The following is a 19,084-nucleotide window of genomic DNA, read 5'->3' as shown; positions in this document are numbered from 1 at the left end:
CCCAAGCCGCTATGGTGGTTGTTGACAGAACAGATTTGCTGTCACCAAATTGACTTATGGAGGCGCGGTATTTGCCGTGTCTCTTCAACCCCGTTTTCCGCCGCGCGCCGGCACTTTAACGGGTCGGCGCATGCGGAGACGGGCAACCGGAGAGGAAATACGATGCGCTACACCATCAGCGGAAAACAAATTGATGTTGGCGAAGCCCTCAGCACCCATGTCGAAACCGAATTGGGCGAAACACTGAGCAAATATTCGCAGCGTCCCACCGACGCGACGGTGACCTTTTCCAAAGATGCGCATCAGTATCTGTGCGATGCCGTCGTGCATCTGTCCACCGGCCTGAACGTGCAGGCTCGGGCGACGGCGAATGAAATCTATGCGGCCTTCGAAGCCTGTCGCGAAAAGATGGACAAGCAGCTTCGCCGTTACAAACGCCGCCTGAAGGACCATCAGAAGGATCGCTCGGAGCCTGTTGAATTCGGTGCCGCCGGGATGTATGTGCTGGCCGCTGAAGAGGATGATGAGGAATCGCAGGGCAGCGGCTCCGAGCCCATCATCATCGCGGAAATGGAAGCACGGGTGCCGACCCTTTCGGTCGGAGATGCCGTGATGCAGATGGAATTGGCCGGGGTGCCGTTGTTGGTGTTCCGGAATGAGAAACATGGCGGCGTCAATGTCGTCCACCGCCGCGATGACGGCAATGTGGGCTGGATCGATCCACGCGGTAACAGCTGAATGCACCGCAGATGACGCCTGAAACTGATTCGCCCCCGCCATGTCGCGCGGGGGCGTCCAGATTGGGAAAGACACAATACAATGCAACTCAGCGAGATCCTTAAACCGGGCGCAGTACGCTCTTTGGCTCAGGTGACGTCAAAGAAGCGGCTGTTTCAGGAAATTGCCGAGCTGGCGCAAAGCGAATACGGCCTGAACGCCGCCGAGGTGCTGGATGCCCTGCAAGAGCGTGAAAGCCTTGGCCCGACAGGCGTGGGGCAGGGCGTTGCATTGCCGCATGCGCGTCTGCACGGTCTGGACAAGGTCGTCGGCCTGTTCATCCGGCTTGAGAAACCGCTGGATTTCGACGCTGTCGATCGTCAGCCCGTCGATCTGGTTTTCGCCCTGCTGGCCCCGGAATCCAGCGGCGTCGATCATCTGAAAGCATTGGCCCTTGTCTCGCGGACGCTGCGCGAATCCGATCTGCGCACGAAGCTGCGGGCGAATGAAGACCCGGCGACCCTTCACGCCGTCCTGTCGGCGGCGCAGGGCATAAAGGCTGCCTGAGACGCCCCTTTGTCTTGGGTTGGAACCGATTCGGTCCTATATTGGGGTTTCGACCAACCATAAGGAGAGTCGGACATGAGTAAGGCAGACAAATCCAAAACTCATGAAAGCGGCGGAACGCGGCTTCGCGAATTCACCCGGCAAGAACGTGAATCGGGCGTGCATCCGTCGGTTGCCGCACTGCATTCACGGCCCCAGACCCGCAGCGACGAAAATCGCAAGGTGACGGAATACAGCCGCATCGAACGCGGCCATACGGTCTGACGGCTGCTCACGGAACATATTGATCATGGAAGCCGCGGTGCCTTGAGGCACCGTGGCTTTTGACCCATTCAGCCGCTCCGTTCCCCGCCACATCCTTCGGCCCTGAAACTGGCGGGACGCAACACCACCGTGCGCAAGCTGTGTACAGCCTGTGCACGCCCGGTGCATCGGCGGTGAACGGGTTGTGCCGCCAATTCCCCAGCTTTTGCTGGCTAAACCGAGCTTGCGATTTCTTCGTTGCAAAAATACCGATTGCAACGCCCGCACCCGTTGCGTCCCGCCCAAAATGGGACGCGGTTCAGGCCCGAACCAGCTTCTCGTAATCCTCGGCGACTTTACGGGTCATTTGCCCGACCTGAAAATGCCAGTCGCCGATCTGCCCCACCGGCGTCACCTCTGCCGCCGATCCGGTCAGCCAGCATTCCTGAAAGCCGTCCAGTTCCTCGGGCTTGATATGGCGCTCATGCACCGTAACCCCTTGATCCTTCAGCATCTGGATCACGGTCTGCCGGGTGATCCCGTTAAGGATCGCATCGGCCAGCGGCGTATGCACCTCGCCGTCCTTGACAAAAAAGATATTTGCCCCCGTCGCCTCGGCCACATAGCCCCGCCAATCCATGAACAGAGCGTCCGAATAACCCTTCGCCTCAGCCGCATGTTTCGACATCGTGCAGATCATATACAGCCCGGCGGCCTTGGCTGCGGTCGGGATCGTGTCCGGGCTGGGCCGCTTCCACCTGGCCACGTCCAGCTTGGCGCCCTGCCATTTCGCATCGCCGTAATAGCTGCCCCATTCCCACGCCGCGACCGCCATCCGCACCGGATTGCGCCGGGCCGAAACCCCCATATCCAGCCCCGAGCCACGCCACGCAACGACGCGAAGATAAGCGTTTTCAAGGCCATTAGCCTTCAGCACAGCCTCTTTCGCCGCATCGATTTCTTCGGCGGAATAGGGGACTTCCATCTCCAGCAAACGACCCGATTCGATCAGCCGCAGCGAATGTTCGTGACCCTTGAAGACCTTCCCGTCATAGCACCGCTCGCCCTCGAATACCGAGCTGGCATAGTGCAAAGCATGGGTGAGGATATGGACCTTCGCGTCACGCCAATCGACCAGCGCCCCATCCAGCCAGATTTTGCCGTCGCGATCATCATATGCCGCTGTCATCTTTTTCTCCATCAGCCCCAAAAGTTTTATGATTCTTGCGCGACCCTTTCGAAAACGGTCCATTTATTGCGCAATGCCCTTGACGGCTAGCAATCGATTCGTAGAAAGTCAACAACACTGCCCTATACCCGCAGCATGATGCGAAAGGATGCCCGATGGCCGAGAAACTGCGAATTCAGCCCATGGTCCCCGAGGATCTGCTGTTTCTCACCGACGATCAGTTGCGCAAGGGCATCGAGGCGATGTTCTTTGCCTATCGCGCCTTCACCGCCGACCCGGACCTGATCCTTGCCGATATGGATTACGGGCGCGCCCATCACCGCGCGGTCCATTTCATCAATCGCGATCCGGGCCTGACGGTGACCTCGCTTCTGGCGGTGCTGGGCGTGACCAAGCAATCGCTGAACCGGGTGTTGCGCACGCTGATCGATGACGGGCTGGTCGAAAGCCGCGTCGGACGCCGCGACCGGCGCGAGCGTCAGCTATATCTGACCGAGAAAGGCACTGCGCTGGAACGTCGCCTGTCCGAGGCGCAGCGGGCGCGGATGCGGTCGGCCTATCGCAATGCGGGCCCGCAAGCCGTCGGCGGTTTTCGTCAGGTGCTTGAAGCGATGATGGACCCCGAGACGCGCTCGCAGTATCAGGCAATGAAAGATTTGCCCGAATAACCTTCCGAGGCCAGAATGACCCAACAGGACGCGCATATCCTTGTCGTCGATGACGATGAACGTATTCGTGCGCTGCTGGGGAAATTCCTGCGCAAGAACGGCTACATGATCACCACCGCCCGCGACGCCATGCAGGCGCGGCGGCTGCTGTCGGGGCTGGAGTTCGATCTGATCGTGCTTGATGTCATGATGCCCGGCGAAGATGGTATCTCGCTGACCCGCGCCCTGCGTCAGAAACTGCAGACGCCGATCCTGCTGCTGACCGCGAAGGGCGAGACCGAAGACCGTATCTCGGGTCTCGAAAGTGGTGCCGACGACTATCTGCCAAAACCGTTCGAGCCGCGAGAGCTGTTGCTGCGGATCGCCGCGATCCTTCGCCGCGTTCCCGTGGCCGAGGCGAGCCAGCCGAAATTCCTGACGCTTGGCATGCTGCGTTACGATGTCGAGAAGGGTGAATTGTGGCAGGGCGAAAGCCATGTCCGTCTGACCGGCACCGAACAGGCGCTGCTGCGCCGACTGGCAGCCAGCCGGGGCCAGCCGGTCAGCCGAATGGATCTGATTGAGGATCTGGGACGTGGCGGCGGCGATGAAAGCGAAAACTCTGAGCGCGCCATCGACGTGCAGATCACCCGCCTGCGCCGGAAGCTGGAGGTTGACCCGAAAGAGCCGCGCTTTCTGCAGACCGTGCGCGGCACCGGCTATATGTTGATGACAGACTAGGCTTGCCCGACAGCCGGGCCGCGCTTAGTTTGCAGGCCAAGATGGACTCCAATCCCACATATCAGGGCATCGATATTGATGCCGATACCGCGCTGGCGTTGCTGGAATGGCAGGGCGAGATGGGCGTGGACGAACCGATACTCGACATGCCCGTCGATCGGTTCGAGATTGCGGCGCGGCCCAAGGCGGAAACTGCGCCGCCCCTGCCGTTGGAGCTTCAGGCACCGACGCCAGCCCGCCCCGTTGCTGATCCGGCAGAGGACGCCGCTGCCCATGTCGCCACCGCAGAGGCGCTGGCCGCGGGTGCCGAAACGCTGGATCAATTGGCCGCGGCGCAAGAGGGTTTTGACGGGATCGAACTGAAGAAAGGTGCGCGCAACTTCTGTTTCGCAGACGGCAATCCCGGTGCGCGGGTGCTGATCTTGGGCGAGGCGCCGGGCGATGAAGAGGATCGGCAGGGCCGTCCCTTTGTCGGACGCGCCGGGCAGTTGCTGGATCGGATGTTTGATGCAATCGGTCTGTCGCGGCAGGCGGTCGATGCCGAAAAGGCGATCTATATCACCAATGTTCTGACATGGCGTCCCCCCGGCAATCGCGACCCAAGCCCCGAGGAAATCGCCGTCAGCATGCCCTTTGTCCGCCGCCATATCGAACTGGCGGCGCCCGATCTGATCGTGTTGATGGGCAATATCCCCTGTCAGGCGGCACTTGGCCGCCGTGGCATCCTGCGCCTGCGCGGCAACTGGACCGAGGCCTTCGGACGTCCCGCGCTGCCAATGACGCATCCGGCCTATCTGCTGCGAAATGCCCCGGCAAAGCGCGAGGCATGGGCGGATTTGCTGTCGCTATCGGCGCGACTGGACGGGCAGGGGCGCTAGTCGTCCTGCAAACAGCCTTGCATTTCCACCGCCCCGTCAGGGCCGATCACTGTCATCGTCAGCAATGCAGGGTCCAGCGGAAAGGGCGCGCCGTTGGGGGGGACGAAATCGGCCGTGGCAATCGCGCCGTCGGCATTCTCAATTATATCGGTCCCTGACACCCAGATTTTCGGCTGACCTTTCAGCTCCATCGCGGCCAGTTCGACCTTCTCATCGGGCAGGGTCACACTGACGCGGACGCCGTCCTCGATATCCTCGACCCGGCAAACCGGCTTTTGTGCCACCGGCTCGGGGACGCTGTCCAATGCGGCGGTGATCTTGGGGTCAGGTGCAGTGGCGGCGTCGTCGGCAGCAATCTCGACATGCGCGGGGACGCAGATGTTCTCGCAAAGACCCAGATCCATCTTGGCAGATAGTTCAACGGGTTGTGCAGGATCAACGGGATGGGCGGTAAAGGGCAGGACCAGCCGGTCATGATAGCCCATCGTCAGCGAATCGCCCGAGCGGATCGCCTGCGGCGCGGGCCAGTGGAAGGTTACATCGGCCAGATTCTTCGATGCGTCCCAGTCGAAACTGGGCGGCAGGCCGCTATCCCCTGGACTGCGCCAATAGGTTTTCCAGCCGGGCTGTAGCTCCAGCTCGATTGCGGCCATCCTGCTGCCATCCGGCTCGGTCCAGCCGGGCAGCATTCGGGCAGCAACCAGCCCCGGCGGCAAATCCTGCCCGAATGCAGGCAGCACCGTCAGAAAAAGTCCGGCAATCAGGGGTATGGCGCGCATCATGGGTGCCTGCATAGCGGTTCTCTGGGCACGGATGAAGTCACAAACACGCGCGGCACTTGCAACATTGGCATTGAGGACCGATCTTGAGGGAAAGGAGGCCAAATGAGCAGTAGCCCCGAATTTTCCGATTTCCATGATCCCGATGGCCAAGGGCCGGCTGATGGCAATCTTACCGGCAAACTTCTGATCGCGATGCCGGGAATGACCGATGCGCGCTTCCGCCGCTCGGTCATCCTGATCTGTTCGCATTCCGATGAGGGTGCCATGGGGCTGGTCCTGAACCGCCCTTTGCCCGAGATCGACTTCGGCGATCTTCTGGAACAGCTTGGGATCGAGACCGATAACCGCGTCCGCCGGATCGAGGTGCGCTTTGGTGGTCCGGTCGAGCCGGGGCGTGGCTTTGTGCTGCATAAGGTGCCCGAACATGGCAACGATCCCGAAGGCCGCCTGCGGATCGGCAGCGCGCTGGCCATGACCACCACCCGCGATATTCTTGAGGATCTGGCGCATGGTGCCGGGCCGGATGCTGCGGTGCTGGCGCTTGGTTATGCCGGTTGGGGGCCGGGCCAGCTTGAGAATGAGATGTTGCAGAATGGCTGGCTGACCGGCGAGGGTGCGGATGAAATCATCTTCGACGCCTCACATGACGACAAATGGCAGCGGGCCTTGCTGGCACAGGGTATCGATCCGTCGGTTCTGTCGGGGGCGGCAGGTCGCGCCTGAACGCGCATAGCCCGCCGCTTCAAGAGCCTTAATCGAATACCGGGAAGAACTTGTCCGACGGGGTGAAGATTTCAAACCCGTTTGCCGTCACGCCGATGGAATGTTCGAACTGCGCCGACAGCGAACGGTCGCGCGTCACCGCCGTCCAGTCATCGGCCAACACCTTGGTTTCCGGGCGGCCCAGATTGATCATCGGCTCGATGGTGAAGAACATACCTTCTTCCAGCACGGGGCCTTTGCCCGCACGGCCGAAATGCAGCACGTTTGGCGGGGCGTGGAACACCCGGCCCAGCCCATGCCCGCAGAAATCGCGGACCACCGACATGCGATGCCCCTCGGCATAGGTCTGAATCGCGGCACCGACATCGCCAAAGGTCGCGCCGGGGCGGACCACCTCGATCCCCTTCATCAGCGAATCGTGGGTGACCTGAATCAGCCGCTGCGATTTGACCGAGGGCTTGCCCGCGACATACATCCGGCTGGTATCGCCGAACCAGCCATCGACGATCACCGTCACGTCGATATTCAGGATATCGCCGTTCTGAAGCGCCTTTTCGCCCGGAATGCCGTGACAGACGACGTGGTTCACGCTGATACAGCTTGCATGCTGATAACCGCGATAGCCGATCGTGGCCGAGGTCGCGCCAAGCTCTTCCACCCGGTTGCGGATATAATCGTCCAGCACGCCGGTCGTCGTGCCGGGCTGAACCAGCGGGCCAACCTCGTCAAGGATTTGCGACGCCATCGCACCCGCCTTTCGCATCCCGGCGAAATCCTCGGCGGGGTGAATGCGGATGCCTTCCTTGGTGATTTGGCTCTGATCCATTGCTGGTCCTTTCATCTGGAAGCATAGATAGTCCCGGAACGCCACTTGTTCCAGTCCCGCGTCGGGGCGTAGAAGATCGGGGAACATGGCGGGGGATAAAGCGATGCAATCCGACAATCCGACAGCGGCAATTCTGGTCATCGGCGATGAGATCCTGTCGGGTCGCACGCGCGAAGGGAACGCCCATCATCTGGCGCAGGTGCTGACCGCGACCGGCATCGATCTGCGCGAGATTCGCGTGGTCTCGGACGATACCGACCAGATCGTGGCGGCGGTGCAGGCGTTGGATTCGAGCCTTGGCGGCGCCTATGATCTGCTGTTCACCTCGGGCGGGATCGGGCCGACGCATGACGACATCACCGCCGATGCCGTGGCCAAGGCGCATGGCACCAGGGCCGAGATCGACCCCGAGGCACGGGCCTTGTTGCAGGCGCGCTGCGACCGGATGGGGACCGAACTGACGCCGAACCGGCTGCGCATGGCACGGGTGCCGGTGGGTGCGACGTTGATTTTGAACGCAGTTTCGGCCGCTCCGGGCTTTTCCATCGGCAATACGCATGTGATGGCGGGAGTGCCCGAGGTCTTTCGCGGCATGGTCGATTGGCTGATCCCGCGTCTGCCAGTGGGGCGTCCGGTGCAGTCGCTGTCGGTCGAGGTCAGGCGCGGCGAAAGCGAGGTGGCCGAGGATTTGCTGGCGGTTGCCTCGGAATATGCGGATCTGTCCTTCGGCTCTTACCCGTTCAACGACGCGGATGGATGGGGCACCAATCTGGTCGTGCGCGGTCTGGATGAGGCGCGCGTGGCCGAGGGGATGACGGTTCTCAAGCAGCGGTTAGGTCTGTGATGGACCGCGCGATTGCCGAGGCTTTCGAGGCGACATGGCCTGCCGCTGAATATGTAGATGTGGGCGGGTTTCGCGTGGGCCGGGGCCTGGGCGCGGGCGGTCGGGTCAGTTCGGCGCGCGCGGTAAGTGACTGGACGGAAAAGGATATATTGGCGGCGGCAGAGGTTCATCGGGACTGGGGACAGAAGCCGATGTTTCGGGTGCTGGATGCCGATGCGGCTCTTGTCGCGGCGCTGACCGGGCAGGGGTATCGGCTGGACACGCCGACGCTGATCATGGCCGCGCCGGTCGAGGTGCTGACCAGCCAGCCGGTGCCGCCGGTGACGGCCTTTGCGATCTGGCCGCCTTTGGCGATTCAGCGGGATATCTGGGGCGCGGGCAATATCAACCCGGCGCGGCAGGCGGTGATGGAGCGCGTGGCCGAGCCGAAAGTTGCGCTGCTGGGACGGATCGAGGATCGCGCTGCCGGTGCGGGATTTGTTGCGGTACATCAAGGTGTTGCGATGGTTCATGCGGTCGAGGTGCTGCCGGATTGGCGGCGGCGCGGGCTGGCCGGGTGGATGATGCGGCAGGCCGGATTCTGGGCGGCAGAGCATGGTGCCGACCGGGTGGGGCTGGCGGTCAGCCGGGCGAATACCAGTGCGCAGGCGCTTTATCGCAGTCTCGGGTTTGGCGAGGTTGCGGGTTACGGGTATTACGAGAAAGACTGAGCGCGCAACGGGCTGCGGGCGTTGCAATCGGTATTTAAGCAACGAAGAAGCGACTGTGCTGGATCTTCAGCAAATGCTGGGGATTTGGCTGCACAGAGCGTACACCGCGCATGCACAGAAGATGCACAGCCTGTACACCGCTTGCGAAGGGTGGGTGTTGCGTGGGGGTGGCGGCGGATTACTTCATCGGCGGCAGCAGCGTAATGAGCGACCATTCCTGACCTTCCGCGCCATCGGTGCAACTGGCCCGGATCATTGCGGTCGGGGCCGAACCCAGCATTCTTTCGAAGCGGAAACCGTCGGTGTAGGCGCAGCTTTCCTGCCAGTAGTCCATCCCGATCAGCAGGTCGGTGATGGTGAGCCCGTTCATGCGCCCATAATCACCGAGCGTCTCGCCCGTCCGTATCAGCGCGGCAAGGCGTTGCTTGTGCAAGCTGGTCTCGTCCTGTCCAAAACGTTTCCCGTCTTCGTCGGTGAGTGTCACCAGATCGCCGGACATCTGAATCGTCGCTTCGTGTCCGTCGGGGATCCATGACGGTCCGATCGGGATCCCCTCTGCCTCTCGCAGTTTGGCGTAAGGGTCGATTTGATCGTCGAGGTCGATCGGGGCGATGCGGTAGCGCCGGTCCAGATCGGCGTCGCGCTCATAATCAGCGCCGTTGCGGGCGCGATAGACCGGCCAGATGGTCTCGGCCCGCGTTTTGCGATCAAGAACGACCAACAGCAGATCGCGTTGTTCCTGTTCATGGACGCCGTGATTGTCAAAGACATGGCGCAAGACAAAGATGCTATCTGCGCTGATGCCGAAAAGCTGGTCCGTGACGCCGATTATGTCGGGCGGTGTGGCAAGCGCGGGTGTGGCGCAGCAGATGGCGAAGGCGGCGGCGCGGATCATAGTTCTGTCCTCAGTTCCCAGAGGTCGGGGAACAGCACCACGTCCAGCATCTTGCGCAGGTAGTTCACCCCCGACGTGCCGCCCGAACCGCGTTTGAAGCCGATGATCCGTTCGACCGTGGTGACATGGTTGAAGCGCCAGCGGCGGAAGTAATCCTCGAAATCCACCAGCTTTTCGGCAAGCTCGTAAAGCTCCCAATAGCGGCGTGGATCGCGATAGACCTCGGCCCATGCGGCGCGGGCTTTGGGATCCGGATGGTGCGGCTCGTCCAGTTTTTCGCGCGCGGGAACATCGAAGCCCGCCGCCCGCAGGCGGCCGGTGACGGTGTCGTAAAGCGAGGGGCGTTCGACCTCGGCCAGCAGGGGCGCGGCCAGTTCGGTGCGGTGCTGATGCGGGCCAAGCATCGCCATGTTGCGATTGCCCGCGACGAATTCGATCATCCGGTATTGGTAGGACTGAAAGCCGCTGCTTTGGCCAAGGCTTTCGCGAAACTCGGTATATTCGCTGGGCGTCATCGTGCGCAGAACGTCCCATGCGCTGTTCAATTGTTCCATGATCCGGGCGACGCGGGCCAGCATCTTGAAGGCGGGTTGCAGGTCGCCGGCCTCGATCCGGTCGCGGGCGGCGTTCATCTCGTGCAGGGCAAGGCGCATCCAAAGCTCGCTGGTCTGGTGCTGGACGATGAACAGCAATTCGTCATGCGCCTGCGACAGCGGGTGCTGCGCGGTCAGGATCTTGTCGAGGCCAAGATAGTCGCCATAGGACATGCGCCCTTGAAACGACATCTGCGCGCCTTCCTTGGAGGGATCATAGCTCATGATCTTGGCCTGCCTTATTGGTGAGCGGTAGAGATTGTTTAGGACGGATCGTGGTGCGGGTCTATGGATCCCCGTCCGGCATGGGTGGCCGGGCGCCGCGCCACCTTGACGCGACGGCATCAGCCGCCGCCCGATTGGACGCCGATCCGCTTCGTGCTAAGCCTTTGGAAAAGACGAAAGGCTGGAACGTGACGACGGGATTTGCCCATGCCGAACTGATCGCGGTGCTGGCCGCCGTGACGGGGGATGAGCCTCGGGTGATGACGGTCGATGCGGGCAAGGCGCTGCCCTCGGGGCCGTTCGAATCCTCGCATCGCAGCCTTCAGGTCGGCTTGCGCGACTGGATCGAAAGCCAGACCGGGCATCCGGTGGGCTTTCTGGAGCAGCTTTATACCTTTGCCGACAGCGACCGTGATCCGGGTTCGGTGACCGGCGCAAGGCGGATCTCGATCAGCTATCTGGGGCTGGTTCGCGAACAGGCCGCGCCGGGGGCGGGACAGCCGGAATGGCATGGCTGGCACGAATATTTCCCGTGGGAGGATCGGCGCGAAGGCGATCCCGCCGGGCTGGCGCAGATCCTGCAAGGGTTGCGCGGTTGGGCCGAAAGCGATCCCGACCGCGATCAGCGCATCGATTTCGCTTTTGGGCAAAACGGTTTGCCGTGGAACGAGGATCTGGTTCTGCAGCGCTATGAGCTGATGTTCGAGGCTGGTCTGATCCCCGAGGCGGGCGCGCCGGAAGCCCCGGCCTTCGGTCGTCCGATGCAGGGCGATCACCGCCGCATTCTGGCGACCGGGATTGCCCGCCTGCGCGCCAAGATCAAATATCGCCCCGTCGCGTTCGAGATCATGCCGGACAGTTTCACCCTTTTGCAGCTTCAGCGGACGGTCGAGGCGCTGGTGGGGTTGCGCCTGCACAAGCCCAATTTCCGGCGTCAGGTCGATCAGCAGGAACTGATCGAAGAGACCGGCGAGACCACCACCGAAGCGCGGGGTCGCCCGGCCATGCTGTTCCGTTATCGCCGCGCCGTGGTCGAGGCGCGGGCGCTTTCCGGCACCCGGTTGCCGATAAAGGTTTGACATAATCTCAGGGCGAGTATAAATCCGTCCTTGATATACTCGAATCGAGTATAAAGGAGGATGTGATGACGTCAGCCCTGCGCCTGCCCGACCTCTATGATCGCGTTCGCAAGATCATCCCGCAGCCCGACTGGATGATGTATGAGGACGATATCGAAGCGATCCACCGTCTGAAGCGCGAACGGAACGCTGTGATCCTTGCCCATAATTACCAAACGCCCGAAATTTTTCATGGGGTTGCCGATATTGTCGGGGATAGTTTGGCGCTGGCGCGGAAGGCGATCGATGTTCAGGCCGATGTGATCGTGCTGGCCGGTGTGCATTTCATGGCCGAGACGGCGAAGCTGCTGAACCCGGAAAAGACCGTGCTGATCCCGGATATGGGGGCAGGATGCTCGCTGGCCGATTCGATCACGCCCGAGGATATTGCGCTGCTGCGGCAGGCGCATCCGGGGGTGCCGGTGGTGACTTACGTGAACACCTCGGCGGCGGTGAAGGCTGCATCGGATATCTGCTGCACCTCGGGCAATGCCAAGCAGGTGGTGGAATCGCTGGGCGTGCCGCGGGTGCTGATGCTGCCCGATGAATATCTGGCGCAGAACGTGGCGCGCGACACGCATGTGGAACTGATCGCATGGCGTGGCCATTGCGAGGTGCATGAGCGGTTCACCCCCGCCGATATTCAGGAAATGCGGGATTCCTATCCGGGCGCAATCGTGCTGGCGCATCCCGAATGCCCGCCAGAGGTGGTCGAGGCTGCGGATTTTTCCGGCTCGACGGCGGTGATGTCGGATTATGTCGGGCAGCACAAACCGCCCCGGATCGTGCTGCTGACCGAATGCTCGATGAGCGATAACGTGGCGGCGGATCACCCGGATGTAGAATTCATCCGGCCCTGCAATCTGTGCCCCCACATGAAGCGGATCAGCCTGTCGAACATCCGCACCGCGCTGGAACAGAACCGCCATGAAGTCACCGTCGATCCTGCGATTGCGGGCGCGGCGCGGCGGGCGGTTGAACGGATGCTGGAGGTATGAACGGCGCGCTGGCCGGGAGGGTCGCGGTCATCGGCAGCGGCATTGCCGGGCTGGTGACGGCGCTTGAACTGGCACCGCGCCCGGTGGTGCTGATCACGCAGGCGGGTCTGGGCGAGGCGAGCTCGACCGCTTTGGCGCAGGGCGGGATCGCGGCGGCTTTGGCCGAGGGTGACAGTGTGGAATCGCATATCGCGGATACGCTGGCGGCAGGCGACGGGCTTTGCGATGCGCCGGTGGTTGAGCGGATTTTGCGCGGAACCCCGGACGCGATTGCAATGCTGGTGCGGCATGGTGTCCGGTTTGATCGCGGCGCGTCGGGCTTCAGTTTCGGGCTCGAGGCCGCGCATGCCCATCATCGCATTCTGCACGCGGCAGGGGACGGGACCGGGGCCGAGATTTCGCGGGCCTTGGTGGCGGCGGTGCTGACCTGCCCGTCGATCACGGTGCTGGCCGGGGCGCAGGTGCGCCGGTTGCTGACCCGGGATGGGCAGATCAGCGGCGTGCTGCTGGCGCGTGATGGCCGGGCCGAGGTTCTGCTGACCTCGCAGGTGGTCATGGCGACCGGCGGCATCGGCGGGCTTTACGACACCACCACCAGCCCGGTTTCGAATTTCGGGCAGGGCGTGGCGATGGCGGCGCGTGCCGGGGCGGCGCTGGCGGATATGGAGTTCGTGCAGTTTCATCCGACCGCTTTGGCGCTTGGGCAGGGGCGTGTGACCCTGATCAGCGAGGCGGTGCGGGGCGAAGGGGCGATCCTGCTGAACGACCGGGGCGAACGCTTCATGGCCGATCAGCCGGGGGCAGAGCTTGCGCCGCGCGATGTGGTGGCGCGCGCCATTCATCAGCAGATCGCCGACGGCAGGCGGGTGTTCCTTGATGCGCGGCAGGCGCTTGGGGATCGTTTTGCGGTCCGCTTTCCCGGCATTGCGCGGCTTTGCGCAGCGGCGGCGCTTGATCCGGCGCGGGATGCGATCCCGGTGCGGCCCGCCGTTCATTACCATATGGGCGGGATCTGGACCGATACGAAGGGGCGCACGACGTTGCCGGGGCTTTGGGCGGTGGGCGAATGCGCCTCGACCGGGTTGCATGGCGCGAACCGGCTGGCCAGCAACTCGCTGCTGGAAGGCGCGGTTGTCGGCATGCGCGCGGCGGAAAGCATCGCCGCAACCCGGACCCGCCCGCTTGCGCCTGCGCCCAAAGGGATCGAGTTGCCCGAGGCGGCGCATACCCAAGCGGTGCGCGGGATTGTGTCGCGGCATCTGGGCATCGTCCGCGACGGGGCTTCGTTGCGGCAGGCGATGTCGGAACTGCTGCCGATGGGGGATGACGCGGCCATCGTCGCGCTGTCCATCGCTACCTTTGCCGCATTGCGCGACGAGTCGCGGGGCGCCCATTCGCGCCTTGATTTCCCGGCGCAGGTGGCGCGGCCAAGCCGTCGCCGGATGGTGCTGGACGATATTCTTAGGTCGGCGCGTCTGCTGACCCAAACCCGCCTTGTCAGGAGCGCCTGAAATGCCGATCACCCCTTTGCCGCGTCTGATGATCGAAGACGCGGTGCGCGCGACACTGGCCGAAGATCTGGGGCTTGCGGGCGATCTGACCTCGCTGGCGGTGATCCCGGCGGATCATGTCTCGACCGTGACGGCGCAGACGCGGGCTGCGGGCGTGATTGCCGGGCTGGATCTGGCGGCCTTGGCTTTTGAGCTGGTCGATCCGTCCTGCACCTTCACGCGCAATGTCGCGGATGGCGATACGGTCGCACCGAGCGAGCGGATTTTCACCGTGACCGGCCCGTCCCGCAGCCTGCTGACGGCGGAACGGACGGCGCTGAATTTCCTGTGCCACCTGTCGGGCATCGCCTCGGCCACCGCCGATATGGTGGCGGCGGTGAAGGGCACGAAAGCGGCCATCGCCGATACCCGCAAGACCACGCCGGGGCTGCGCACGCTTGAGAAATATGCGGTTCGCGTCGGCGGTGGGGTCAATCATCGCTTTGCCTTGTCGGATGCGATCCTGATCAAGGACAATCACATTGCCATCGTCGGCGGGGTGGCGAAGGCCATCGATCTGGCGCGGCGAAATGGCGGCCACATGGTCAAGATCGAGGTCGAGGTGGACACGCTGGATCAGCTTCGCGAGGCGATGCAGGCGGGTGCGGATGTGGTCATGTTGGACAATATGAACCCGGTGCAGTTGCGCGAGGCGGTAGGCATCGTCGGCGGGCGGGCGGTCACGGAAGCCTCGGGCGGGGTCAACCGCGAGACGGTCGCTGCGATTGCGCAAAGCGGGGTCGATCTGATCTCGGTCGGGTGGCTGACGCATTCGGCGCCGATTCTGGATATCGGGCTGGATTACGTCTCGGCTGTGTAACAGAGCAGAGGGCATTGCCAGACCGCGGGTGGGCAATGCCCGGCGGTGCCTTGCAGGCACCTTGATTCCGGGCGGATGCTTACCTGTCGGCGTTTACGGTTTTGCTGCTTCGGCGGCTGCTGAGAGGCCGGCGTGGACAGCCTCTGTGAAACCCGCTGCCTTCATCGCGTTCAAGCCTGCGGCGGTGGTGCCAGCGTAATCCGTGAACGCTTTGACCACCTGCGCCGGGCTTTCGCCGCCCTGCTGCAACTGTTGGCTGGCGGCAGTCAGGAGGTGGAGGACAGCGCGTGCGGCGCGGTCCTCGGGCATGCCCTGCGCGATGGCGTGATCGATCATTGCCTGCGCGAAAAGGGCCGGGAAGGCGGTGCCCGAGCCGGTGAGAGCGGCGGCATAGTCGATCTGAGCTTCGTCCTCGACGCGTTCGGCGGTGCCGCAGGCGGTGAAGAGGCTTTGTGTCAGGGCGATCTCGGGCGCTTCGGCCTGATCGGTCGCCCAGTAGGGCGTCCATGACATGCCGCTGTCGGCCATCGCGTTCGGTAGGGCACGGATGATGCGGGCGGTGACGGTGGCGCGGGCGATCTCGGTCGCGGAGACGCCTGCCATGACCGAAAGCGCCGGGCGGCCTTGCAGGTCGATCTGCATCTGCCGGAACTGGGCGGGTCTGACGGAGAGGACGACCAGATCGCTTTCGGCGATGAGCGTTGCGTTATCGTCGGTCCAGTGCGCGCCCTGCGGCACCTCGGTCGGGGAGCGGGATGATAGCCAGAGGCGTGCGGGATCGATGACGCCTTCGGCGATGCCGCGGCGGGCGATAGCGCTGCCCAGCCAGCCGGTGCCGCCGATAATGCCGATACGGGTCATTGCGGTTCTCCTTTGTCCAAAAGGCCGTGGCGGCTTTTGAAGCGGTCGATGTCTCGCGGTTCCGGAATCTTGCCGGTGAAGGCTTCGACATATTGCGGGATGCGGCGCATGCGGGTCTCGACGTCCTCGACCGTGTTCATCGAGATATAGCCGATCTGGACCAGATAGATCGTCCGCGACCGTACATCCGCCGCCGTGGCGTCATAGCCGAAGCGCAGGAACATCTGGCGCAGTGATTCCATCCGCGTGGCGTCGGCGGCTTCGATCAGGGCCGCGACTTCGGGGGATTGCAGCGCCCAACTGCGGACGGCGAATTCCAGTTGGGCGTCGAAAAGCCGGGGGTCCAGCCAGCAATCGTTCACGTTCAGCACCGCCTCTACAATGGTTTCGGCATAGGCGTCAGCGCGGTTGGTGAGGGCGTCGGTGTTCTTTTTCCACTGGTCCAGAAGCGCCTGCAACAGCGTCTCACGGTCCTCGAAGAACCAGTAAAAGCTGGTCCGGGCCAGTTTCAGGCGCTTGGACAGCGGGGCGATGCGGACGGCGTCAACGCCCTGTTCGATCAGCGCCTGATAGGCGGCAGTGATCCAGGCGTCGCGCGAACCCTTTGATGTCGTGTCGTTTGCCATCGGGCCTTTCGGTATTTGAACAACGAAGAATGTACACTATCGTCAAATCAGTTGACACTAGTGTACATACGGCTTTAGCTTCGGTCCAGCCACTTTCTTCGATGAGAGCAGTCATGTCAGCCGATCCGCTGTTGCAACCCTTCCAAATCAAGCATGTCACCTTCCGAAACCGGGTGATGATCACCTCGCACGAGCCCGCCTATCCCGAGGACGGCATGCCCAAGGCCGCCTACCGCGCCTATCATGTCGAACGCGCAAAGGCCGGGATCGCGCTGACGATGACGGCGGGGTCGGCGGCGGTGTCGCGGGACAGCCCGCCGGTGTTCAACAACATCCTTGCCTACAAGGACGAGGTCGTTCCGTGGATGCGCGATCTGGTCGATGAATGTCACGAGCATGGCGCGAAGGTGATGATTCAGTTGACCCATCTTGGGCGACGGACGCGGTGGGACAAGGGCGACTGGTTGCCGGTCGTGGCGCCGTCGCATGCGCGAGAGGCATCGCACCGGGCCTTTCCGAAGAAGATGGAAGACTGGGATATCGCTCGCGTCATTGGTGATTTCGCCGATGCGGCAGAGCGGATGAAGGCGGCGGGGCTGGATGGGATCGAGCTTGAGGCTTACGGGCATCTGCTGGATCAGTTCATTTCGCCGCTGACGAACAGCCTTGAGGGGCCGTATGGCGGCGATTTCGACAATCGCGTGCGGTTCCTGTTCGATGTGCTGGGGGCGATCCGTGCGCGGGTGGGCGAAGATTTTCTGCTGGGTGTTCGTTACACCACCGATGAACGGCTGGAGGGCGGGACTACCCCGGAAGAGGGGCTGTCGCTGTCGCGGAAGCTGAAGGACAGCGGGCTGGTCGATTTCCTGAACGTGCTGCGCGGGCATATCGATACCGATCCGGGGCTGACCGATGTGATCCCGATTCAGGGCATGCCCAGCGCGCCGCATCTGGATTATGCCGGGCAGATCAGGGCGGCGACGGATTTCCCGACCTTTCATGCCGCCCGCGTGCCGGATGTGGCGACGGCGCGGCATGCGATCGCCTCGGGCAAGGTGGACATGATCGGGATGACGCGGGCGCACATGACCGACCCGCATATCATGCGCAAGATTCTGGAGGGCCGCGAGGATGACATCCGGCCCTGCGTCGGGGCGAACTATTGTCTGGACCGGATTTATCAGGGCGGCGCTGCCTATTGCATCCACAATGCCGCCACCGGGCGGGAACTGACCATGCCGCACGACATTCCAAAGGCCGACACGCCCCGGAAGGTGGTCATCATCGGCGCGGGGCCAGCGGGGCTTGAGGCCGCGCGGGTCAGTGCGGCGCGGGGGCATGAGGTCACCGTGCTGGAGGCTGCGAACCGTCCGGGCGGGCAGATTCGTCTGACCGCGCAGAACGAGCGGCGGCGAGAGATGATCGGGATCATCGACTGGCGTGTGGCGCAGTGCGAGGCGGCGGGGGTGCGCTTTCACTATGACACATGGGCCGAGGCAGAGACCGTTGCCGCGATGGACCCCGATGTGGTGATCGTCGCGACCGGCGGCTTGCCGGATACCGAGGTCTTGCGGGCGGGCAATGATCTGGTCGTTTCGTCATGGGACATCATCTCGGGCGATGTGCGACCGGGCAGCAATGTGCTGGTCTATGACGATGCGGGCGATCATGCCGGGCTGCAGGCGGCGGAAATCATCGCCAAGGCGGGCGGCCGGGTCGAGATCATGACACCGGACCGCAGCTTCGCGCCCGAGGTGATGGCGATGAACCTGGTGCCCTATATGCGCTCGCTTCAGAAACTGGACGCGACTTTCACCGTCACCTTCCGGCTGGAAGAGGTGCAGCGCGACGGCAATGAATTGCGGGCGGTGATCGGCAGCGATTACGGCGGCGTCAGGAAAGAACGCAGCTTCGATCAGGTTGTCGTCAATCATGGGACGCTGCCGCTGGACGATCTCTATTTCGATCTGAAGCCGATGTCGTCCAATCTGGGCGAGGTTGCTTATGGCGATCTCATCGGGGGCAAGCCGCAGGCTCTGCGGCGTAATCCCGAGGGGCGGTTCCAGTTGTTCAGGATCGGCGATGCGGTGGCCGCACGGAATACCCATGCGGCGATCTATGATGCGCTGCGGTTGGCGAAGGATCTGTGATCAGGCGCCCCGGTCCTGCTCGTTCTTCGCCCAGAGATAGCCGATAAAGGCACCCTTGACGAAGCGCAGCAGGATCAGCGTCAACAGCGCGGTGATGGTGCCGACGATGGTCAGCAGCATGACCGGGCTCGGTCGCAGGATGATCCAGGTGAAGCCCAGAAGCGGGATCAGCACCAGCAGCATGATGGTCATGGTGAAGAAGGCCGGGCCATCTGCCGCCGGATAGCGGTTAAGCGGGGCCTTGCAATCGTCGCATTCCGGCGAGACGGCAAGATAGCCGCGCAGCAGTTTCCCCTTGCCGCAATTCGGGCAGCGGTTCATCAGCCCGCGAAGAACCGCCGTTCTGCTGTCGCGTTCGTCAGACATGGTCTGTCCTCTGCT

22 protein-coding genes are annotated in these 19,084 nt (G+C 63.0%); 14 read left to right on the top strand and 8 right to left on the bottom strand.

Annotated elements, in window-relative coordinates; all coding sequences use genetic code 11:
• Positions 1-162 precede the first annotated feature (162 nt).
• From hpf to JJJ17_RS19030, 3 genes are all read left to right on the top strand, one after another.
• Positions 163-738 (top strand): ribosome hibernation-promoting factor, HPF/YfiA family, encoded by a 576-nt coding sequence (gene hpf / locus JJJ17_RS19040; protein ID WP_200689369.1) that lies wholly within the window; start codon positions 163-165, stop codon positions 736-738.
• Positions 739-819: 81 nt separating this feature from the next.
• On the top strand, positions 820-1,284 hold the full coding sequence (locus tag JJJ17_RS19035; RefSeq protein ID WP_200689303.1) for a PTS sugar transporter subunit IIA: 465 nt from the start codon (positions 820-822) through the stop codon (positions 1,282-1,284).
• A gap of 75 nt (positions 1,285-1,359) precedes the next feature.
• Positions 1,360-1,548, top strand: coding sequence for a hypothetical protein (locus JJJ17_RS19030; RefSeq protein WP_200689301.1), 189 nt, complete (start codon positions 1,360-1,362; stop codon positions 1,546-1,548).
• 298 nt (positions 1,549-1,846) lie between these two features.
• On the opposite strand, the gene JJJ17_RS19025 is transcribed toward JJJ17_RS19030, so the two are convergent.
• Positions 1,847-2,716 (bottom strand): branched-chain amino acid aminotransferase, encoded by an 870-nt coding sequence (locus JJJ17_RS19025; protein WP_200689299.1) that lies wholly within the window; start codon positions 2,714-2,716, stop codon positions 1,847-1,849.
• A gap of 155 nt (positions 2,717-2,871) precedes the next feature.
• Between JJJ17_RS19025 and JJJ17_RS19020 the strand changes: the two genes are divergently transcribed.
• The 3 genes from JJJ17_RS19020 to JJJ17_RS19010 are packed head-to-tail and all read left to right on the top strand — an operon-like array spanning position 2,872 to position 4,982.
• Complete coding sequence (locus JJJ17_RS19020) at positions 2,872-3,384, top strand: MarR family winged helix-turn-helix transcriptional regulator (protein ID WP_234464207.1); 513 nt, start codon at positions 2,872-2,874, stop codon at positions 3,382-3,384.
• Between the two features lie 15 nt (positions 3,385-3,399).
• Positions 3,400-4,104 carry a response regulator gene (locus JJJ17_RS19015; protein ID WP_200689297.1) on the top strand — a complete coding sequence of 235 codons (705 nt, stop codon included), beginning with the start codon at positions 3,400-3,402 and terminating at the stop codon, positions 4,102-4,104.
• Between the two features lie 41 nt (positions 4,105-4,145).
• Complete coding sequence (locus JJJ17_RS19010; RefSeq protein WP_200689295.1) at positions 4,146-4,982, top strand: uracil-DNA glycosylase; 837 nt, start codon at positions 4,146-4,148, stop codon at positions 4,980-4,982.
• Here the strand turns inward: JJJ17_RS19010 and JJJ17_RS19005 are convergent.
• Positions 4,979-5,761: a protein-disulfide reductase DsbD domain-containing protein gene (locus JJJ17_RS19005; RefSeq protein ID WP_234464206.1), complete on the bottom strand. Its 783-nt coding sequence runs from the start codon at positions 5,759-5,761 to the stop codon at positions 4,979-4,981. The two genes, JJJ17_RS19010 and JJJ17_RS19005, sit on opposite strands and share 4 nt — an antisense overlap.
• A gap of 195 nt (positions 5,762-5,956) precedes the next feature.
• Between JJJ17_RS19005 and JJJ17_RS19000 the strand changes: the two genes are divergently transcribed.
• On the top strand, positions 5,957-6,487 hold the full coding sequence (locus JJJ17_RS19000; protein WP_407673381.1) for a YqgE/AlgH family protein: 531 nt from the start codon (positions 5,957-5,959) through the stop codon (positions 6,485-6,487).
• Positions 6,488-6,515: 28 nt separating this feature from the next.
• Here JJJ17_RS19000 and map read toward each other — a convergent pair whose 3' ends face one another.
• The gene (map, locus tag JJJ17_RS18995; RefSeq protein WP_200689293.1) at positions 6,516-7,313 is read right to left on the bottom strand and encodes a type I methionyl aminopeptidase; all 798 of its coding nucleotides are present in this window, start codon (positions 7,311-7,313) and stop codon (positions 6,516-6,518) included.
• Between the two features lie 103 nt (positions 7,314-7,416).
• Between map and JJJ17_RS18990 the strand changes: the two genes are divergently transcribed.
• Both JJJ17_RS18990 and JJJ17_RS18985 read left to right on the top strand, forming a co-directional pair.
• On the top strand, positions 7,417-8,157 hold the full coding sequence (locus JJJ17_RS18990; protein ID WP_200689292.1) for a competence/damage-inducible protein A: 741 nt from the start codon (positions 7,417-7,419) through the stop codon (positions 8,155-8,157).
• Complete coding sequence (locus JJJ17_RS18985) at positions 8,157-8,867, top strand: GNAT family N-acetyltransferase (RefSeq protein WP_200689291.1); 711 nt, start codon at positions 8,157-8,159, stop codon at positions 8,865-8,867. The genes JJJ17_RS18990 and JJJ17_RS18985 overlap by 1 nt, the downstream gene beginning before the upstream one ends.
• Before the next feature lie 178 nt (positions 8,868-9,045).
• On the opposite strand, the gene JJJ17_RS18980 is transcribed toward JJJ17_RS18985, so the two are convergent.
• A complete protein-coding gene (locus JJJ17_RS18980; RefSeq protein WP_200689290.1) occupies positions 9,046-9,762 on the bottom strand; it encodes a hypothetical protein in 717 nt (238 codons plus the stop codon).
• Complete coding sequence (gene kynA, locus JJJ17_RS18975) at positions 9,759-10,580, bottom strand: tryptophan 2,3-dioxygenase (RefSeq protein ID WP_200689289.1); 822 nt, start codon at positions 10,578-10,580, stop codon at positions 9,759-9,761. The genes JJJ17_RS18980 and kynA overlap by 4 nt, the downstream gene beginning before the upstream one ends.
• A 53-nt stretch (positions 10,581-10,633) precedes the next feature.
• On the opposite strand from kynA, the gene JJJ17_RS18970 reads away from it, so the two are divergent.
• The 4 genes from JJJ17_RS18970 to nadC all read left to right on the top strand — a co-directional run bounded on the left by JJJ17_RS18970 (position 10,634) and on the right by nadC (position 15,066).
• The gene (locus tag JJJ17_RS18970) at positions 10,634-11,659 is read left to right on the top strand and encodes an NUDIX hydrolase (protein WP_325168841.1); all 1,026 of its coding nucleotides are present in this window, start codon (positions 10,634-10,636) and stop codon (positions 11,657-11,659) included.
• A 65-nt stretch (positions 11,660-11,724) separates the two neighbouring features.
• Positions 11,725-12,696 carry a quinolinate synthase NadA gene (gene nadA / locus JJJ17_RS18965; protein ID WP_200689284.1) on the top strand — a complete coding sequence of 324 codons (972 nt, stop codon included), beginning with the start codon at positions 11,725-11,727 and terminating at the stop codon, positions 12,694-12,696.
• On the top strand, positions 12,693-14,207 hold the full coding sequence (locus JJJ17_RS18960; RefSeq protein ID WP_200689283.1) for an L-aspartate oxidase: 1,515 nt from the start codon (positions 12,693-12,695) through the stop codon (positions 14,205-14,207). Before nadA ends, JJJ17_RS18960 begins: the two co-directional genes overlap by 4 nt.
• Position 14,208: 1 nt before the next feature.
• On the top strand, positions 14,209-15,066 hold the full coding sequence (gene nadC / locus JJJ17_RS18955) for a carboxylating nicotinate-nucleotide diphosphorylase (protein WP_200689282.1): 858 nt from the start codon (positions 14,209-14,211) through the stop codon (positions 15,064-15,066).
• A 93-nt stretch (positions 15,067-15,159) separates the two neighbouring features.
• On the opposite strand, the gene JJJ17_RS18950 is transcribed toward nadC, so the two are convergent.
• Both JJJ17_RS18950 and JJJ17_RS18945 read right to left on the bottom strand, forming a co-directional pair.
• Entirely contained in the window at positions 15,160-15,927 is a 768-nt protein-coding gene (locus tag JJJ17_RS18950; protein ID WP_200689281.1) for a pyrroline-5-carboxylate reductase family protein, read from the bottom strand.
• Positions 15,924-16,553: a TetR/AcrR family transcriptional regulator gene (locus JJJ17_RS18945; protein ID WP_200689280.1), complete on the bottom strand. Its 630-nt coding sequence runs from the start codon at positions 16,551-16,553 to the stop codon at positions 15,924-15,926. Before JJJ17_RS18945 ends, JJJ17_RS18950 begins: the two co-directional genes overlap by 4 nt.
• A 113-nt stretch (positions 16,554-16,666) precedes the next feature.
• Between JJJ17_RS18945 and JJJ17_RS18940 the strand changes: the two genes are divergently transcribed.
• A complete protein-coding gene (locus JJJ17_RS18940) occupies positions 16,667-18,703 on the top strand; it encodes an NADH:flavin oxidoreductase (RefSeq protein ID WP_200689279.1) in 2,037 nt (678 codons plus the stop codon).
• Here JJJ17_RS18940 and JJJ17_RS18935 read toward each other — a convergent pair whose 3' ends face one another.
• Entirely contained in the window at positions 18,704-19,069 is a 366-nt protein-coding gene (locus JJJ17_RS18935) for a DUF983 domain-containing protein (RefSeq protein WP_200689278.1), read from the bottom strand.
• Positions 19,070-19,084 lie beyond the last annotated feature (15 nt).

Origin of the sequence: Paracoccus caeni (assembly GCF_016629665.1) — a bacterium.
Classification (GTDB): Bacteria; Pseudomonadota; Alphaproteobacteria; order Rhodobacterales; family Rhodobacteraceae; genus Paracoccus; species Paracoccus caeni.
Note: the sequence above shows the minus strand (reverse complement) of the source record. Positions and strands in the feature narration are given on the sequence as shown.

What these genes read in the sequence shown, in the direction of transcription:
- JJJ17_RS18980 (WP_200689290.1), bottom strand. Translation starts at nt 9,762, where the DNA reads ATGATCCGCGCCGCCGCCTTCGCCATCTGCTGCGCCACACCCGCGCTT.
- JJJ17_RS18985 (WP_200689291.1), top strand. Translation starts at nt 8,157, where the DNA reads ATGGACCGCGCGATTGCCGAGGCTTTCGAGGCGACATGGCCTGCCGCT.
- JJJ17_RS18935 (WP_200689278.1), bottom strand. Translation starts at nt 19,069, where the DNA reads ATGTCTGACGAACGCGACAGCAGAACGGCGGTTCTTCGCGGGCTGATG.
- kynA (WP_200689289.1), bottom strand. Translation starts at nt 10,580, where the DNA reads ATGAGCTATGATCCCTCCAAGGAAGGCGCGCAGATGTCGTTTCAAGGG.
- JJJ17_RS19020 (WP_234464207.1), top strand. Translation starts at nt 2,872, where the DNA reads ATGGCCGAGAAACTGCGAATTCAGCCCATGGTCCCCGAGGATCTGCTG.
- JJJ17_RS19025 (WP_200689299.1), bottom strand. Translation starts at nt 2,716, where the DNA reads ATGACAGCGGCATATGATGATCGCGACGGCAAAATCTGGCTGGATGGG.
- JJJ17_RS18945 (WP_200689280.1), bottom strand. Translation starts at nt 16,553, where the DNA reads ATGGCAAACGACACGACATCAAAGGGTTCGCGCGACGCCTGGATCACT.
- nadC (WP_200689282.1), top strand. Translation starts at nt 14,209, where the DNA reads ATGCCGATCACCCCTTTGCCGCGTCTGATGATCGAAGACGCGGTGCGC.
- JJJ17_RS19005 (WP_234464206.1), bottom strand. Translation starts at nt 5,761, where the DNA reads ATGCGCGCCATACCCCTGATTGCCGGACTTTTTCTGACGGTGCTGCCT.
- JJJ17_RS19000 (WP_407673381.1), top strand. Translation starts at nt 5,957, where the DNA reads ATGCCGGGAATGACCGATGCGCGCTTCCGCCGCTCGGTCATCCTGATC.
- JJJ17_RS19030 (WP_200689301.1), top strand. Translation starts at nt 1,360, where the DNA reads ATGAGTAAGGCAGACAAATCCAAAACTCATGAAAGCGGCGGAACGCGG.
- hpf (WP_200689369.1), top strand. Translation starts at nt 163, where the DNA reads ATGCGCTACACCATCAGCGGAAAACAAATTGATGTTGGCGAAGCCCTC.
- JJJ17_RS18990 (WP_200689292.1), top strand. Translation starts at nt 7,417, where the DNA reads ATGCAATCCGACAATCCGACAGCGGCAATTCTGGTCATCGGCGATGAG.
- JJJ17_RS19035 (WP_200689303.1), top strand. Translation starts at nt 820, where the DNA reads ATGCAACTCAGCGAGATCCTTAAACCGGGCGCAGTACGCTCTTTGGCT.
- JJJ17_RS19010 (WP_200689295.1), top strand. Translation starts at nt 4,146, where the DNA reads ATGGACTCCAATCCCACATATCAGGGCATCGATATTGATGCCGATACC.
- map (WP_200689293.1), bottom strand. Translation starts at nt 7,313, where the DNA reads ATGGATCAGAGCCAAATCACCAAGGAAGGCATCCGCATTCACCCCGCC.
- nadA (WP_200689284.1), top strand. Translation starts at nt 11,725, where the DNA reads ATGACGTCAGCCCTGCGCCTGCCCGACCTCTATGATCGCGTTCGCAAG.
- JJJ17_RS18950 (WP_200689281.1), bottom strand. Translation starts at nt 15,927, where the DNA reads ATGACCCGTATCGGCATTATCGGCGGCACCGGCTGGCTGGGCAGCGCT.
- JJJ17_RS19015 (WP_200689297.1), top strand. Translation starts at nt 3,400, where the DNA reads ATGACCCAACAGGACGCGCATATCCTTGTCGTCGATGACGATGAACGT.
- JJJ17_RS18960 (WP_200689283.1), top strand. Translation starts at nt 12,693, where the DNA reads ATGAACGGCGCGCTGGCCGGGAGGGTCGCGGTCATCGGCAGCGGCATT.
- JJJ17_RS18940 (WP_200689279.1), top strand. Translation starts at nt 16,667, where the DNA reads ATGTCAGCCGATCCGCTGTTGCAACCCTTCCAAATCAAGCATGTCACC.